Raw genomic sequence first — 17611 nt, 5'->3', positions numbered from 1 at the left:
GCATGATTATAAAAGATAAAAAAGATTACTTCCCATTATCTTTGCTTTAAAATGGTTTTAAAATGATACGCAAAAGACTTCTTTTTATATTTATTTTTCTAATATCGATTTCATCCAAGGCATCTTTTATTTTATTGCCAATGGATGAAACTACGCAACAAAATCATCTTAAAGCATATGGAATTACCTATTGGTGTCTAGCCAAAAACTATAAAGCCAGTTGGTTACTGAATTACCGCGGAGGTTCTTTTTTATTGCCCGATGCAGAAGAAATTCGAAAAGAATGCCAAATACGAGGGGTAAGTTTTGAAGTGATTTCCGATGCAGAAGAAACGGCTATACAGAATGAAATTTCTAGTCCTTCACAAAATATGGAATCGGTTATTCTTGAGAAAGCGCCAAAAGTTGCCGTATATACTCCAAAAGGGAAACAACCGTGGGACGATGCTGTTACTTTAGTTTTAACGTATGCCGAAATTCCGTTTACTCCTATATATGATGAAGAAGTATTAAGTGATCAATTATTGCTTTATGATTGGTTGCATTTGCATCATGAAGATTATACAGGACAATATGGTAAGTTTTATGGTGCCTACAAAAATGTGCCTTGGTATATAGATCAAAAGAGAGATTCGGAGGCTCTGGCTAAAAAATTGGGTTACGAAAAAGTGTCTCAAGAAAAAGGAGCCGTGGCCAAAAAAATAAGGGATTTTGTAATAGGCGGAGGGTTTTTATTCGCCATGTGTTCTGCAACAGATAGTTTTGATATTGCTTTGGCAGCAGACGGGGTTGACATTTGCGAACCGATGTTTGATGGAGATCCAAGCGAAGCCAATTATCAATCGAAATTAAATTATGGAGGTACTTTTGCTTTTAAGGATTTTACTTTAGAACGAAGACCGGAACAATATGAGTTTTCGGATATAGATATGACTTTGAAAAGGAAAATTCCAATGGAGAAAGATTACTTTACTTTAATGGAATTTTCGGCCAAATGGGATTTTATTCCCAGTATGCTGTGTCAAAATCATACCCAATTGATCAAAGGTTTTATGGGGCAAACCACGGCATTTGATTCGGAATTGGTAAAGTCGAATGTTTTGGTAATGGGAACTTGCGAGCTTAACGGCGAAGCACGGTACATACATGGTGAAAAAGGAAAAGGAATGTTTACTTTTTATGGAGGCCATGATCCGGAAGATTTTCAGCATCAAGTGGGGGATCCCGCTACAGTCTTAGATTTGCATCCCAATTCTCCAGGCTATCGATTAATATTGAATAATGTTTTGTTTCCGGCTGCGAGAAAGAAAAAACAGAAGACGTAATTTTTTATAAATACACATTAGCTTGGAAACGATTAACTACAATACAATTTTGCAAGAAGTATTTCAAGAAGTAAAAACACTGCCAACTATTGGGAATGTTTCTACTTCAATACCGGAATTGACCAAAGTTGACCCAGATAAATTTGGTATTCATTTGATAACTATTGGAGGTGAAGATTTTGGAATTGGTGATAGCAACGAAAAATTTTCTATTCAAAGTGTTTCAAAGGCTTTGACTGTTGCTTTGGCTTTTTCATTTTTGGATGAAAAAATTTGGGAAAGAGTGGGAGTTGAACCTTCAGGAAGTGCTTTTAATTCATTAGTGCAATTAGAGTACGAAAAAGGAATTCCACGTAATCCTTTTATTAATGCGGGTGCCCTTGTGATTGCGGATATGTTGGTTACACACTTGAAAAACCCAAAAGAGGATCTTTTAGATTTTATAAGAATGATTTCGGGAAGCCCAACAATCGATTTTAATTTAAAAGTGGCGCAATCCGAAAAAGAAACTCGTTTCAGAAATGCTGCTTTGGCTAATTTTTTGAAGTCGTTTGGTAATATAGAAAATGATGTGGAAACGGTTTTAGATTTTTATTTTCATCAATGTTCCATAGAAATGACATGTAAAGAACTAGCTCATTCATTTTTCTTTTTTGCTAACGAGGGAATTACCAAATCAGGAAAGCAAGTTTTGACCAAAAGCCAAGTAAAAAGATTGAATGCTTTAATGCAAACCTGTGGGTTTTATGATGAGTCTGGGGAGTTTACTTATAAAGTTGGTTTACCCGGAAAGAGCGGAATTGGCGGAGGAATCGCAGCTTTGTACCCTAAGAAATTTGTGGTTGCAACATGGAGTCCGCGACTTAATGAAAAAGGAAATTCGGAATTAGGTATGAACACCTTAGAATTATTGACAACCAAAACAGGAATGTCTATTTTCTAGAACGGAAAGAGTTTTTTTTCGTATGCTATTGTTCAATTAATTCAGAGAGAATTCAAACCAAATCGGGATATGATCAGATACTTTTCGAGCTTCTTTTAAGGAAATGAATTTTTGATAAAATAAAATCGCATCTGATTTAATGTGCTTTATTGTACTGATTTTATAAAACATGTTGTCAAATTCAGAAGCCAAGTAATTCTCTCCTTTGTGTTTCAATTTTAGAGATGTTTTTTGATTTTCTAAAATAGGAGCATAACCCATTTTTTTTAAAGGATTAAAAACCGTGTGGGATTGCGGGCAGTTGAAATCGCCAACAAAAATCAAATTCAGATTGGGATATTCTTGGGGTAATAATTTAAAATATTTAATCTCTGTTTCGGGTTGTTTGCTTTTGGTTATGGCGTGAAAAGTAACAAGGGTTATGGCTTTTCCTTTTATTTCAAAAGTGGCAAAATAAGGTTCTCGGTCTATTTCGAGCTGGTATTTTTGTTCTAGCCACGGTTTGCCTTTTAGTTTTACAGTATTGGTTTTCCAAAGAAAGGCATAACGTTCCGTTTTATAAGCGCTGCTAGTTGTGGGGTCACTTATTCGATAATCCCATTTCGCACCTTTCCGATTCAATTCATCGGCGAGTCTTGCTACCGCTTGAGCACCGCCATTTCCCGCTACCACTTCTTGGATTGTTACAATATCATAGCCTTTTATCGTATTGGCTATAAAAGCAATCTCTTGATCTGATTTTGATTTACCAAAGTTTTCTAGATTCCAGGAAAGAAGTTTGGTTTGGGATTGTATTGTGACTAAAAATAAAAGAAATAAGGATATAAAATGGGTTTTCATAGAGTATTATTGGGTTTAGTTTGCAAATGTATTCCATTTAGGAGACATCGTTTGTTTAAAAGATATGATTTAAAAACAAATAAGAATAATCAATGAAGACAGCTCCTAATCGTTTTTTTTTTTTACCTCATAAAAAAATGATTTAACTTCCTTTTAGTATGATAAATATCAGGTCTACAAACTAAAATCTAAAGTATTTTTACATAATGAAGTTTCTAAATGTTATTTTAATTAATTTTAATACGTATTTTTTTTTACTGATCTTATCTTGTTATTATTTTGAAAAATATATCTAAAATTCTAGTTTTAGTATTTCCCTTTTTAGTATTGGGACAAACTGCCCAAACAAAAGAAGTAAATCAACAAGTTCAAACTTGGGTTTCTTTGAACACGGTAACAAAGTTTAGTGACCATTGGGGAATAGTCGCTGATGTTCATGTCAGAGAAAATGGATTCTTTGAAAGTAATAATTTTTATTTTTTAAGAGGGGGTGTTACTTATATACCCAATTCAAGTGTTTCTTTAACCGGAGGATATGCTCACATGTGGTTGGCTCCTACGAAAGAAGGATGGTCTACGTATGCGGATGAAAATAGAATATACCAACAAGCACAATTAAATACAAAGGTTGGAAAAGTAAGTGTACTCCAAAGGATTAGAAATGAGCAACGTTGGCAAGAAAAAATGGCTAATGATGAACCTACAGGAGAATTGCGATTTACAGATAGAGTGCGATATTTAGCAAGTTTTAATATACCGATATTCAATAAAAAGAACTGGCCTTTACTGGTTGTGTCAGACGAAATTTTAATCCATTTTGGAAAAGAAGTAGTCTATAACACATTTGATCAAAACCGATTATTTGTTGGAATTAGGCAAAATATCAATCCGAAATTGAGTTTTGATTTGGGGTATATGAATGTCTATCAACAAAAATATTCAGGCTATCAATACGATATGAATCATACCATACGATTGTTTTTTTATCTGAATTCAGTTATGAAACATAATGCACCTAAAGTTCCAGATCATCATTCAGGAGATGAATAATTTTTATTTTTGAGTAATTTTATGTGTTCCATTAAAAAGAGACAATTTGTACGAATATATTTTGCTGTAGCTAAATTGTAAGAAGATTAATTTGTAATTAAGTTTTAATTGTATAGCTTTGAGTGCTTTAGTGAATTTATATCTTAAAAATAAAGAGGAATGAAAATTTTATTTTTTGGAATTTAGTTTTTCTTTAGAATAGTTTTTTAGCATTAAGAGTGGTAATTATAGGGATGGAATAAAAGTTTTAGCCAAATCATAAATAGGTACTAATTAAAAAAACATATTCAAAATGGAGGATAATACTGGTTATTCGATTTTACGTAATCCACGTCTCAATAAAGGAACTGCTTTTACATATGAAGAAAGAGAAAAGTATGGATTATTAGGAATGTTACCCAATGCGGTTGAAACTATTGAAACGCAGATTAGTAGGATTACTGAACAGCTCGAAAATTTTTCAAAACCAATAGATCAGTACATTTATCTTATGCAATTGTTGGAAAACAATGAAACTCTATTTTTTAAAACAATTACAAGTGATCCTTCAAAATTTTTGCCCTTGGTCTATACGCCAACAGTTGGTGAAGCCTGCCAAAAATTTGGACTAGTCTCACGCAGACCTAGAGGGCTGCATATTTCTATAGACCAAAAAGATCAAATAAAAGAAATCCTGAGAAATTGGCCCGAAAAAGATGTGCGATTTACTGTTGTGACTGATGGTGGACGTATTTTAGGATTGGGTGATTTAGGTATTTTTGGTTTAGGTATCCCCATTGGGAAATTAATTTTATATACCAGTTGCGGTGGAGTTCCTCCTGAACATACTTTACCAATAATTTTAGATGTAGGTACCAATAATGAAGAGTTCTTAAATGACCCACTTTATCCCGGTTTAAAAATAAAACGAATTCGAGGAAAAGAATTTGATGATTTTGTTGCCGCTTTTGTTGCCGCCATGTATGAAGTTTTTCCTAAAATTTGCATACAATGGGAAGATTTTCCAGGGGTTGATGCCATTCGGATTTTGGAAACGTATAGAGAAAAAATCTGTACTTTTAATGATGATATACAAGGAACCGCTGCTATTGCTACTGCTGGTTTTATATCAATTAGTCGTTTAATGAAAAAATCGTTCAAAGAGCAACGATTTTTATTTATGGGAGCTGGAGCTGCTGCTTTTGGTATTGCTGATATGTTGGTTAAAAAATTTCAAAGAGATGGATTAAGTAGGGAAGAAGCATACAATCAAATCTGGATGTTTGATGTAAATGGTTTGCTGGTTAAAAGCCGTTCTGATCTAGCGGAACATCAGTTGCCTTTTGCACACGAAAGCGAACCTTCAAACAATTTTGCAGAATCTATCTTGAAAATTAAGCCTACTGCAATAGTTGGAGTAAGTACGGTTGGTGGAGCTTTTAATCAGCAAGTAATCGAAAACATGAGTGCTGTAAATGAACGACCAATAATTTTTCCATATTCAAACCCTACTTCTCACTCAGAATGTACTGCAGAACAAGCTTATGTTTGGAGCAATGGTAAAGCTATTTTTGCTAGCGGAAGTCCTTTTGCTCCTGTAGAGTTTGAAGGAAGGTTATTCACTCCAGGACAAGGCAATAATGTTTTTATTTTTCCAGCTTTAGGAATGGCTATTTTTGCAACAGAAGCAACAAGTGTGACTGATGAAATGTTGTTAATTGCTGCTGAGGCGGTTGCCGAGCAAGTCACTGCCGCCGATTTTGAAAAAGGATTGATATGCCCAAATGTAAATGACATTTTAAAAGTGTCTATTAATGTTGCTGAAAAAGTGGCTGAGCATGTTTTTGAAAGTGGGCTAGCCAATGTAGAAAGACCAGTCAATATCAAAGATTTTATTAAAAGCAAAATGTATATTCCAAGTTATAATTAATTAACATTAATATAGAAGTCTATTCAGTTTTGATTTAAATTATAATAATAAACTTATTTTTTTTCTTAATATTTAATTTTTTGTTTTAAATTTATGCAAGGTTAAATCCCAATATATTAGACTGTTATATTTACCTACTTTTTTTTAAATAGAATTTCATTCATTGATTCATTTAATTCAAATTTAAAATGGAAATTATTACAAACATTTTAAGGGAACATCCTGAGTTGGCTGTTTTTTTGACTTTAGCATTGGGATTTGCATTTGGACATATTAAGATTGGAACTTTTAAAATTGGTGTTGTTCTTGGAACTTTGTTGGCTGGAGTGTTAATAGGGCAATTGAATATAGAAATACCTTCAATTGTAAAAGTCATTTTCTTTGATTTATTTCTTTTTGCTACTGGTTATAAAGTTGGACCTCAATTTTTTCAAGGTTTGAAAAAAAATGCATTTCCTCAATTAATGCTCACTTTAGTTATTTGTGTTTCTTGTTTGTTTATTTCATTTGGAATTTCAAAAGTGTTAAATTATGATTTAGGAACTACTGCAGGTCTTTTAGCAGGAGCCTTTTCAGAATCTACACTTATCGGTACAGCTGCCGAAGCTATTAACAAACTTCCAATTGATGGAATTGAAAAAGCACGACTTATCAATAATATGCCCGTCTCTTATGCAGTTACTTATCTTATAGGAGCGATTTCGTTTGTGTTTTTTATAACTACAATAGCTCCAAAATTATTAGGAATAGATTTATTGGAAGAAAGTGCAAAACTCAGTCAGTCATTAACAGGTGAAACAGAACATGAACCTGGAATACAATCGGCTTATCAAAGATGGATTATCAGAGCCTATCAAATTACAAATGATAAATGGATAGGGCTCACCATAGCTGAATTTGAAAAAATTAATGAAAACCTAAGATTGGTTATTCAAAGGATGCGACACAATGGAGAATTATTTGAACCAACTCCGGATACAATAATATGCAACGATGATATTATGGTAATTATGGCGCAACACGGTATTATTCTAGATAGCTTATCTTCGATTGGACCAGAAGTTTTGGACGAAGAATTATTAAACTTCCCATTAGCTCATATGGATATTACTGTAACAAATAAAAATATTGCTGGAAAAACAATTGGAGATTTGGGTTTACAATATGGTAACGGTCTAATGTTGGATAAAGTAACAAGAGAATGTCAAGAAATTCCTTTTAATAGAAAAACTGTTTTAAATAGGGGAGATGTATTAAAAGTTAGTGGTAAAATGATGCATATAGAAAATGCAGCTAAAGAAATAGGATTTTTAGATAGACTTAGTATAGAAACCGATATTATTTTTGTGGGTATTGGTATTGTTTTAGGGGGGCTAATTGGATTATTGTCGGTTACCGTTTTTGGTATTTCTATTACTTTATCTACAAGTGGAGGTGCTTTAGTTATGGGGCTTGTTTTTGGTTGGTTGCATTCGAGAACTCCAATGTTTGGTAGAATTCCAGAAGCAGCTTTGTGGATTTTTGATAATGTGGGTTTGGCTACATTTATAGGTCTAGTTGGTTTAGCAGCAGGACCAAGTTTTGTTTCGGGACTTCAAGAAATTGGTTTTAGTATAATATTAGCAGGATTAATAGTTGCTATAGTTCCCCATATTATTGGTCTTTATTTTGGAAAATATATTCTTAAGATGAACCCTATTATTTTACTTGGAGCACAAACAGGAGCAGGTACATCTACAATTGGACTAAAAGCCATTCAAGACGTTTCGGCGAGTAAGTTTCCCGTATTGGGATATACTATTCCCTATGCGTTAGGTAATATTCTGCTAACTTCTTGGGGACCAATTTTGGTTTCAATGATGACTTAATGAGATATTAAATAAAAAAATATAATTTAAAAACAAGTAAAACAGCATGATATTTGTCATTTTTTATTTGTTAATTTATATTAAATTTTGTTGAAAAAGGGTTCCGAAAATAGTTTAATATAAACAAAAATTAAAATATTAAATAATGGGAAATACAAGAAAAGAACACGATTTTTTAGGGGAATTAAATATCCCAGATCATTTGTATTATGGAATACAAACCTTTAGAGCTGTAGAGAATTTCAATATTACAGGAATTCCTATTTCAAAAGAGCCTTTGTTTATAAAGGCTTTGGGGTATGTAAAAAAAGCAGCAGCCATGGCAAACAAAGACTGCGGTGCTCTGGATGCAAAAATAGCTGAAGCGATTTGTTATGGAAGTGATCAGCTTATTGCAGGTAAATTTGATAAAGAATTTGTTAGCGATTTGATACAAGGTGGGGCTGGAACATCTGTTAATATGAATGCCAATGAAGTAATTGCAAATATTGGTTTAGAATATTTAGGACATAAAAAAGGGGAGTATAACTTCCTGCATCCTAACAATCATGTTAACTGTTCTCAATCTACCAATGATGCTTATCCATCTGCTTTTAGAATAGCACTTTATTTAAAGATGGATCATTTTATTAAAACGTTAGAAAATCTTGAAATTGCTTTTACTGCGAAAGGAATAGAATTTAATAGGGTTTTAAAAATGGGGCGTACGCAATTGCAAGATGCAGTTCCTATGACTTTAGGGCAAGAATTTCATGCCTATGCTACCACAATTGGCGAAGACGTTAAAAGAATAAAAGATGCCCAAAGTTTAGTTTTAGAAATAAATATGGGAGCCACTGCAATTGGTACTAAAGTAAATGCTCCAGAAGGATATCCAGAAATTTGTGTAAAATATTTAGCCCAAGAGGTTGGTATTCCTTTAACATTATCACCAGATTTAATTGAAGCAACGGTAGATACAGGAGCTTATGTTCAGATAATGGGTACACTAAAACGAACTGCAGTTAAAGTCTCTAAAATTTGTAATGATTTAAGATTACTGAGTTCAGGACCAAGAACAGGTTTTAATGAGATTAATTTACCGGCACGTCAACCTGGTTCATCTATCATGCCTGGAAAAGTAAACCCTGTAATTCCAGAAGTTGTAAATCAAACTTGTTTTTATGTAATAGGTCAAGATTTAACAGTAACTATGGCGGCAGAAGCCGGTCAGTTACAATTGAATGTAATGGAACCCGTAATTGCTTTTGCAATGTTTACTTCCTTGGATTATTTGTCGAATGCAATAGAAACATTAATTGAAAAGTGTATCAATGGTATTACTGCAAATGAGCAACACTGTTATAATATGGTAATGAACAGCATTGGTATTGTAACTCAATTGAACCCAATTTTAGGTTATGAAGAAAGTGCTAGTATAGCAGGGGAGGCATTAAAAACGGGTAAAAGCGTACATCAAATTGCAGTTGTAGAACGCAAATTAATTTCTCAGGATAAATGGGAGGAAATTTATTCGATTGAAAATTTAATCAATCCTAAATTTATTACCTCTTAAATATTTGTTTAGGATTTAAACGAGTCCTATAAACGTATTAACCAAACAAAAAAAAAGATGAAAAGAATTGTTATACTAGTAATGATGTCTGTTTTTGTATTGCAAATACAGGCACAAAATCAACCGGCAAAAACATCGCCAAGAATAATTATTTTGGCAACCGGTGGAACTATAGCTGGGTCAGGCGCATCAGCAACAAAAGCGGCATATACAGCTGGAAAAGTACCTATTGATGATTTGTTAAATGCAGTACCTCAAATTCATGATTATGGAAAAGTAACTGGAGAACAAATTGCCCAAATTGGTAGCCAAGACATGAATGTTGTTACATGGTTGAAGTTATCCAATAGAATCAATCAAATATTCAAAGAAAATTTAGCGGATGCAATTGTGGTTACTCACGGTACCGATACTCAGGAAGAAACTGCTTATTTCTTGGATTTAACTATATTGTCTGATAAACCAGTAGTTTTAGTAGGCGCAATGAGACCATCTACTGCGATGAGTCAGGATGGAAATAGAAATTTATTAGATGCCGTAATGGTGGCTGCGAGTCCTAAAAGTCAAGGAAAAGGGATAATTGTTGCTATGGATGAAAAGATTTATGATGCTAGAGATGTGACTAAAACCAGTACCACAAATTTAGAAACTTTTCAATCTCGTAATTTTGGACCTATAGGTTTGATATATGATGGTAAAGTAAATTACTACTATCAATCATTAAGAAATCCTTCTAAAAAGTTTGATGTTACTAAATTGAACTCTTTGCCTCAAGTTGAAATTGTTTATGGATATGCGGATGCTAGTCCAGTATCTGTTACAGGTATTGCAAATTCTGGGGTAAAAGGGATAGTTTATGCAGGAATGGGAAATGGTAATTTTGGAGAGCCAGTTGGAAAAGCATTAGCAGAAGCTTCTAAAAAAGGAATTTTGGTATGTCGTTCTGGAAGAGCGGGCTCAGGAAGAATTACTTTAGACAATGAAGTAAAAGATGCGGAACTTGGTTTTGTTGTATCGGATGACTTAAATCCGCAAAAGTCTAGAGTATTATTGATGTTGTCTTTAACGGAAACATCAGATAGGGCTAAAATTCAACAAAATTTCTTTGAATATTAATTATTAAAAAAGGGAATCTTTTATTTGTAAATGACTCCCTTTTTAGTTTTTACACTAAATAGTGGTAACCTTTAAAAAATCTTTATATGATTTGGTTTGAATTTACTGTTCTTATTGCAATGATTCTCATTGGATCACAAATGAAAGGAATTGGACTAGGAGTTATGGGAATGGTTGGTTTGTTTATTTTTCTTTTTGTATTCAAAATGAAACCCACAGATCCACCTCTTGATGTAATGTTGATTATTATGGCTATTGTAACAACCGCTGCAACCTTACAGGCATCTGGCGGATTAGACTATCTCGTTAGCTTAGCCGAAAAAATCATTCGAAGCAATCCTTCAAATATTACATTTATAGCTCCTTTTACAGTATACTTTTTATGTCTGTTTGCAGGAACTGCTCATATTGTCTATTCCTTATTGCCAATCATTTCAGAAGTATCTGCAAAGAAAAGAATCCGACCAGAACGTCCATTAAGTATTTCCGTTATAGCTTCGCATTTAGCCTTGACAGGGAGTCCTATGAGCGCTGCAACAGCAGCTATGGTCGTAATATTGGGTTATCCCGGTGCATTGGTAGATATTATGATGATTTGTATCCCCGCTTGTATTATTGGTGTACTAATAGGTTGTCTTTCTGTTTTTAAAAAAGGAGCAGAATTAGAAAAAGACCCTATTTTTATTGAAAAAATGAAAGATCCGGAATATGCAAAAAGCATGGGAACGGATGTTGAAGGTGAAGAAAAACCTTTAAAGCCGGGTGCTAAAACAGCGGTATTAATATTTACAGTTGCCATCTTATTGATTGTAATTGCTGGCGCATTCCCCAATTTAGTTCCCAGTTTTGAACCTGGTGCAAAAACGTTAGCAGTAGCCGCCGATGGATCTTTATCAATGGTAACTATAATTAGCGTTATCACACTTACAGCTTCTGCGGCCATGATGTTAATTACAAAAACAAGTGCTGCAGAAGTTACAAAAGCCACTTTGTTTACTTCAATGGCTTCAGCGGTAGTGTCTGTTTTTGGGGTGGTTTGGATGAGTTCAACGTTCATGTATTCCAATAATGATATAATACAAGGAGCATTGGGAGGTATCGTTACCGACTATCCTTGGACTTTTGCAATTGCCGTCTTTATAATGGGGGTCTTGATGTTTAGTCAAGCAGCGACAACCAAAACGATGATGCCACTAGGTATTGCATTAGGGCTTCCGCCTTCCGCTTTAATTGCCATTTTCCCAGCTGTTAACAGTGATTTTGTTCTGCCTGGATATCCAACTTTATTAGCTGCAATTAACTTTGATAGAACAGGTAGTACAAAAATCGGGAAATATGTGGTCAATCATAGTTTTAATGTACCAGGAGTTGTTGCCATTGGGGTAGCAATTGCAGTTGGTTTCTTGTTAGGATCACTTTTATTGTAAATTTAAAATGTAATAATTATGAAAAAATATTTTATGTATTTAATGATTAGTTTTTTGCCAATTCTAGCTTTTAGTCAAGTTGAAAAACAAACCAATGAAGGTGTTTTTGTTTTTCCGGATTCATTAAAATCTTTGATCCCGGTAAATAAGCAATCCCTATTAAGAGATGTTGATGTGATCTTTAACTCCCGTATGGCTTATAATAGTAATTTTATAGATGGGAATCATACATTTTCTGACTTTAATATAAATCAACTGCGATTTGAAATGAAAGGAAAAATACATGATAAAGTGTATTTTAGATTCCGTAATAGATACACTAGAGAGCCTGTTCCTGGAGATTTGGATAACATTAGTAGATCAGTCGATCTTGCTTTTATTAGGATAGATTTATCGCCAAAAACTAAATTCTCTTTTGGAAAATTATGTGCCGATTGGGGTGGATATGAATTCGATTTTAACCCAATAGATATCTTAACCTATAATGACGTGATAGAGTATGCAGATAACTTTTTAGTAGGTGCTGGAATATCTCATGATATAGGAGATGGTAAGCATTCGCTTTCTTTTCAAGTATTAAATTCTAGAACAAAGACGTATGAAACGCAATATGGAGCCTCTGCACCTCCAAACATTAATCCCTCCGAATACCCTTTAGCATTTGTAAGTAATTGGAGAGGTAGTTTTTTTGATGGTAAATTTGAAACCACGTATAGCTACAGTTTTTTCAATGAAGCCAAAGGGGCTCACATGAACTATTTTGCATTGGGGAATAAGTTCAAAACCAAAAATTTTGTGTTGTATTATGATTTTCAATACAGTGATGAAGGCTTGGATCGTTTAGGAATTGTTTCTAGTATAATTAGCAATAATTATCCTTATGCAGCACAAGACGCTCTTTATATAGAAAACTGGGTAAGAGCGGAGTATTTGGCAAGCCCTAAGATTAATTTACTTTTAACAGTAATGAATAGTAATCATTCTTGGAAAGATAATCCAGATCCAAATGGCAGTTCAAAATTATCGACTAGCTATGGCCTTATTCCAACAGTTCAGTACATGCCTTTCAAAGATATGAACATCAAGTTTTATGTGGCTTATACGGCTAGGAAGTATGATTATACCGGTTATGCTGAAACAGCTTTTGGGGCTAAAGATTACACCACTGGTCTTTTAGGCTTTGGATTCATTGCACCATTATTGGTTTTGTAATTTGAGTAATGTAATAAAACAAAAAACCCAATCGAAAGATTGGGTTTTTTTATAAGTAAGTAATTATAAATTGAGTTTATAAAACGTTTATTTTACTTTATTAAGTACTGCTTTGAAAGCTTCTGGGTGATTCATTGCTAAATCTGCAAGAACTTTACGGTTCAATTCGATTCCGTTAGCTTTTACTTTACCCATGAATTGAGAATAAGACATTCCTTCCAATCTAGCTCCAGCGTTGATACGTTGAATCCATAATGCACGGAAATTTCTTTTATTCACTTTTCTGTCACGGTAAGCGTAGCACATTGCTTTCTCTACCGCATTCTTAGCAACTGTCCAAACGTTTTTACGTCTACCAAAGAAACCTTTGGCTTGCTTCATTATTTTTTTTCTTCTTGCTCTTTTTGCAACTGAATTTACCGATCTTGGCATAATTTTATTGTTTTTTTGTAGCAGGCGTCCTGAATTGAATCAAAGGAACTTAAAAGCCATACTCCAAGGTTATTGAAATTGTTTTTAACCTAAAGAATTATTAGATAATTCTTAATTGTTGTTTGATGCTTTTCATATCTGTTTTGTGAACTAGCGCTGAGTGAGTCAAAGCTAATTTACGTTTTTTAGATTTTTTAGTCAAGATGTGACTTTTAAAAGCATGCTTTCTTTTAATCTTTCCAGAACCAGTAACTTTAAAACGTTTCTTGGCGCTAGATTTGGTTTTCATTTTAGGCATTTTTTCCTAGTGTTTTAATTTATTCTTACTTACTTAATCTTTTGTTTCGAGTTTAAAGTTTCAGGTTTAAACTGAAACTATAAACCGAATTCTATTTTTTTATCTGCAATTTGCCCTCTGTAATCTGATTACTTCTTCTTCTTAGGAGCAATAAACATAATCATTCTTTTTCCTTCAAGAACTGGCATCGCTTCTACTTTTCCATGTTCTTCTAAATCAGTGGCCAATCTTAATAATAAGATTTGTCCTTGATCTTTGTAGATAATCGAGCGCCCTTTAAAGAATACAAAAGCTTTTAATTTAGCTCCTTCTTTCAAGAATTTTTCAGCATTCTTTCTCTTAAATTCGTAATCATGCTCATCAGTTTGAGGACCAAAACGTATTTCTTTCACCACTACCTGAGTAGATTTTGCTTTCAGGACTTTATCACGTTTCTTTTGTTCGTAAACAAATTTCTTGTAATCCATGATTTTACAAACTGGCGGCTCTGCGTTTGGTGAAATCTCAACTAGATCCAATTCAAATTGGTCAGCTAATCTTAAAGCTTCTGCAAGTTTAAAAACTCCAGGCTCAATGTTTTCACCCACAAGTCTTACTTCTTGTACACCACGAATAAGATTATTTATTCTGTGTGCATCCTTTTTTTCTACGCGAGGTTGATAACCTCTGTTGCTTCTTATTGCTATGACTTTATAATTTAAGTTAAACTGTAAATACTTTTAATGTTTTTTTGATTTCTTCGTCAACAATCGAAGCAAATTCCTCTATTGTAACGCTGATATTCCCTTTTCCTTCTTGTCCATGACGACGGATAGAAATGGTACCGTTTTTCTCTTCTTCCTCTCCTACGATCAGCATAAACGGGATTTTTTGCATTTCTGCATCTCTAATTTTCTTCCCTATCGTCTCGCTTCTGTTGTCAATTAGGGCGCGAATTTCGTGATTTTCTAGCAGATTTAAAACTTTTTTCGCATATATTTCATATTTCTCGCTCAAAGATAGTATAATAGCCTGTTCTGGCATCAACCAAAGAGGGAAATTTCCTGCTGTGTGTTCTAATAAAATAGCAATGAATCGTTCCATAGATCCAAATGGTGCTCTGTGAATCATTACAGGTCTATGTAATTCATTATCAGATCCTTTGTAGGTCAATTCAAAACGCTCTGGCAAGTTGTAGTCTACCTGAATCGTCCCTAATTGCCATTGTCTACCCAAAGCATCCTTTACCATGAAATCCAGTTTTGGACCGTAGAAAGCAGCTTCTCCGTATTCAACAACGGTATTTAGTCCTTTGTCGGCAGCGGCATTGATAATTGCATTTTCGGCTTTTTCCCAATTTTCGTCAGATCCTATGTATTTATCTCTATTCTCTTTGTCTCTTAACGAAATTTGAGCCGTAAAGTTTTCAAAACCTAATGAGCCAAATACATAAAGTACCAAGTCAATTACTTTTTTAAACTCCTCGTCCAATTGCTCTGGGGTACAAAAAATATGGGCGTCATCCTGAGTAAAACCACGTACACGAGTTAAACCGTGTAATTCACCACTTTGCTCGTATCTGTAAACAGTTCCAAATTCAGCATAACGCTTTGGTAGGTCTTTGTACGACCAAGGTCTTACATTGTAGATTTCACAGTGATGGGGGCAGTTCATTGGTTTCAATAAAAACTCTTCTCCTTCTGCGGGAGTATTGATCGGTTGAAAACTGTCTGCTCCGTATTTGGCATAATGCCCAGAAGTTACATATAACTCTTTTTGTCCAATATGTGGAGTCACAACTTGCTCGTAACCTGCTTTTTTCTGTGCTTTTTTCAAAAATTGTTCCAATCGATCTCTCAAAGCAGCTCCTTTTGGTAACCATAATGGTAAACCAGCACCTACTTTTTGTGAAAAAGCAAACAATTCTAGTTCTTTCCCTAGTTTTCTGTGGTCACGGCGTTTCGCTTCTTCCAGTAACTCTAGGTATTCCGTTAAGTCTTTTTGTTTTGGGAAAGATGTTCCGTAAACGCGAGTCAATTGCTTGTTCTTCTCATCACCTCTCCAGTAAGCACCGGCAACGCTCATTACTTTCATTGCCTTGATGATTCCTGTATTCGGAATGTGACCTCCGCGACATAAATCGGTAAAAGTAGAATGATCGCAAAAAGTGATAGTTCCGTCTTCAAGATTGGTAATCAGTTCTGTTTTGTAAACATTGTCTTTGTATATTTCCAGTGCTTCAGCTTTAGAAACTGGACGTAATCTAAATTCGTGTTTTCCTCTTGAAATTTCAAGAACTCGGTCTTCAATTTTTTTGAAATCAGCATCAGAAATCTTTTGATCGCCAAAATCTACATCATAATAGAAGCCGTTTGAAATCGCAGGTCCAAGAGTTAGTTGTATTCCAGGATACATCTCTTCAAGAACTTGCGCCATAACATGTGAGGTAGAATGCCAAAAAGCTTTCTTACCATCAGCATCATTCCAAGTATATAATACAAGACCGCCGTCGGTCGTCAGTGGGGTTGATGTTTCAATAGTTGTACCGTCAAAAGAAGCTGAAATCACATTTCTGGCAAATCCTTCACTGATGCTTTTTGCAACATCCATCGGAGTTACTCCGGGAGCAAACTCTTTAACTGACCCGTCGGGCAAAGTAATCTTAATCATTGTTTTATATATTTAAGAATGCAAATATAAAGTATTAGCAAAACACATACAATAGATATATAAGGTTTGTTCTATATATAGGTGTAAAATCTAGTTTAGATGATTAATAAGTACTGGTATAGAAGAAGAGTCTAGAAGATTAGGAGCTTAATCCTGCTATCCGCTTCAATCTTATGCGCCGAACCCCGGCGCATAAGGATTTTCGCTGCTATCAGGGCTAGGGCATGGGTTTTTATAAGAAAGTTGATTGTAGAAAATTATACCTTATATATAGGAGGGTCAATTTCAAAGGAAGTCTCGCATTGATTCGTGTTTTTACTTTAGTGAACCGGATTGATCCATGTCTTGTTAAGGGAGCTAAAGAATCACGTTGAGGTAAACCAAGCTCCTAAAGAGGAGGTAAGCGCGAATTCTATAAGAAATCAGATAAAATAGATGCGCCTTTATATATTAGGAGAAGTCATTTCGGCTAAAAATCCGCGTCCATCCGTGTTTTCGCTTTAGCGAATCCGTGTAATCCGCGTCCCATCCATGCGCTGATAAACCCAATCTAATCCAAAAAACCGTGCAAACTGGGTAAAATCATCGAAAAAGGCTACGAAAAGACCGAAGCTCCTGAAAAAGTCCCGTTTCTAACCGCCAACAAACCAGCAGCTTAAAAAATACTTTTTGAAAGGGTTAAAAAAAGGTTGTAAAAAGGTATTGTTTACGCGGATAAACGTGCTACTTTTGCACCCGCAACAACGCAGACGTTCATTAACAGATTGGCAAGCCAGACGAATTAAAGTTGAAAATTTATTTTTAAAAAAGATTCCAAAAAGCTTGTGAGATTCGAAAACGAAAGTTACTTTTGCATCCCGCTAAACACGCAACGTTCCTTGAAAGACTGCTAAGAAAACCTGAAGAAATTGAAATTAAATTTTCAAAAAAAAACTTCAAAAAGTTCTTGCCAGTTACAAATAGAAGTTGTAGTTTTGCACCCGCTTC

The 17611-nt window shown here is 34.4% G+C and carries 14 protein-coding genes; 9 read left to right on the top strand and 5 right to left on the bottom strand.

Features of this window, described 5'->3' with window-relative positions; genetic code table 11:
- Positions 1 to 62 precede the first annotated feature (62 nt).
- Complete coding sequence (locus DB891_RS16280; RefSeq protein WP_116764639.1) at positions 63 to 1325, top strand: asparagine synthetase B; 1263 nt, start codon at positions 63 to 65, stop codon at positions 1323 to 1325.
- A 31-nt stretch (positions 1326 to 1356) separates the two neighbouring features.
- A complete protein-coding gene (locus DB891_RS16275; RefSeq protein ID WP_116764660.1) occupies positions 1357 to 2268 on the top strand; it encodes a glutaminase in 912 nt (303 codons plus the stop codon).
- A gap of 36 nt (positions 2269 to 2304) precedes the next feature.
- On the opposite strand, the gene DB891_RS16270 is transcribed toward DB891_RS16275, so the two are convergent.
- Positions 2305 to 3108, bottom strand: a complete 804-nt coding sequence (locus DB891_RS16270; RefSeq protein WP_116764638.1) for an endonuclease/exonuclease/phosphatase family protein — start codon at positions 3106 to 3108, stop codon at positions 2305 to 2307.
- A 279-nt stretch (positions 3109 to 3387) separates the two neighbouring features.
- Here DB891_RS16270 and DB891_RS16265 point away from each other — a divergent pair, with 279 nt between their 5' ends.
- The 7 genes from DB891_RS16265 (at position 3388) to DB891_RS16235 (ending at position 13245) form a co-directional block, all read left to right on the top strand.
- Positions 3388 to 4158, top strand: coding sequence for a DUF2490 domain-containing protein (locus tag DB891_RS16265; protein WP_189337161.1), 771 nt, complete (start codon positions 3388 to 3390; stop codon positions 4156 to 4158).
- Between the two features lie 292 nt (positions 4159 to 4450).
- Positions 4451 to 6067, top strand: a complete 1617-nt coding sequence (locus tag DB891_RS16260) for an NAD-dependent malic enzyme (RefSeq protein ID WP_116764636.1) — start codon at positions 4451 to 4453, stop codon at positions 6065 to 6067.
- A 188-nt stretch (positions 6068 to 6255) separates the two neighbouring features.
- Entirely contained in the window at positions 6256 to 7935 is a 1680-nt protein-coding gene (gene aspT, locus DB891_RS16255; protein WP_116764635.1) for an aspartate-alanine antiporter, read from the top strand.
- Positions 7936 to 8080: 145 nt separating this feature from the next.
- A complete protein-coding gene (gene aspA / locus DB891_RS16250; RefSeq protein ID WP_116764634.1) occupies positions 8081 to 9490 on the top strand; it encodes an aspartate ammonia-lyase in 1410 nt (469 codons plus the stop codon).
- 57 nt (positions 9491 to 9547) lie between these two features.
- Entirely contained in the window at positions 9548 to 10606 is a 1059-nt protein-coding gene (locus DB891_RS16245) for a type II asparaginase (protein ID WP_116764633.1), read from the top strand.
- 86 nt (positions 10607 to 10692) lie between these two features.
- On the top strand, positions 10693 to 12033 hold the full coding sequence (locus DB891_RS16240) for an anaerobic C4-dicarboxylate transporter family protein (protein ID WP_116764632.1): 1341 nt from the start codon (positions 10693 to 10695) through the stop codon (positions 12031 to 12033).
- Between the two features lie 18 nt (positions 12034 to 12051).
- Positions 12052 to 13245, top strand: coding sequence for a porin (locus DB891_RS16235; protein WP_116764631.1), 1194 nt, complete (start codon positions 12052 to 12054; stop codon positions 13243 to 13245).
- Positions 13246 to 13332: 87 nt separating this feature from the next.
- On the opposite strand, the gene rplT is transcribed toward DB891_RS16235, so the two are convergent.
- The 4 genes from rplT to thrS form a co-directional block, all read right to left on the bottom strand.
- Positions 13333 to 13677 carry a 50S ribosomal protein L20 gene (rplT, locus tag DB891_RS16230; RefSeq protein ID WP_035633036.1) on the bottom strand — a complete coding sequence of 115 codons (345 nt, stop codon included), beginning with the start codon at positions 13675 to 13677 and terminating at the stop codon, positions 13333 to 13335.
- A gap of 100 nt (positions 13678 to 13777) precedes the next feature.
- Entirely contained in the window at positions 13778 to 13975 is a 198-nt protein-coding gene (rpmI, locus tag DB891_RS16225) for a 50S ribosomal protein L35 (protein WP_022827375.1), read from the bottom strand.
- Positions 13976 to 14103: 128 nt separating this feature from the next.
- Positions 14104 to 14655, bottom strand: a complete 552-nt coding sequence (gene infC / locus DB891_RS16220; protein WP_081491471.1) for a translation initiation factor IF-3 — start codon at positions 14653 to 14655, stop codon at positions 14104 to 14106.
- A gap of 22 nt (positions 14656 to 14677) precedes the next feature.
- Entirely contained in the window at positions 14678 to 16624 is a 1947-nt protein-coding gene (thrS, locus tag DB891_RS16215) for a threonine--tRNA ligase (protein ID WP_116764630.1), read from the bottom strand.
- Between the last annotated feature and the right edge of the window lie 987 nt (positions 16625 to 17611).

Source organism: Flavobacterium laiguense (assembly GCF_003097655.1).
In the GTDB taxonomy this organism is placed as follows: domain Bacteria; phylum Bacteroidota; class Bacteroidia; order Flavobacteriales; family Flavobacteriaceae; genus Flavobacterium; species Flavobacterium laiguense.
The sequence above is the reverse complement of the archived record's forward strand: the minus strand, read 5'-3'. Positions and strand labels throughout refer to the sequence as shown.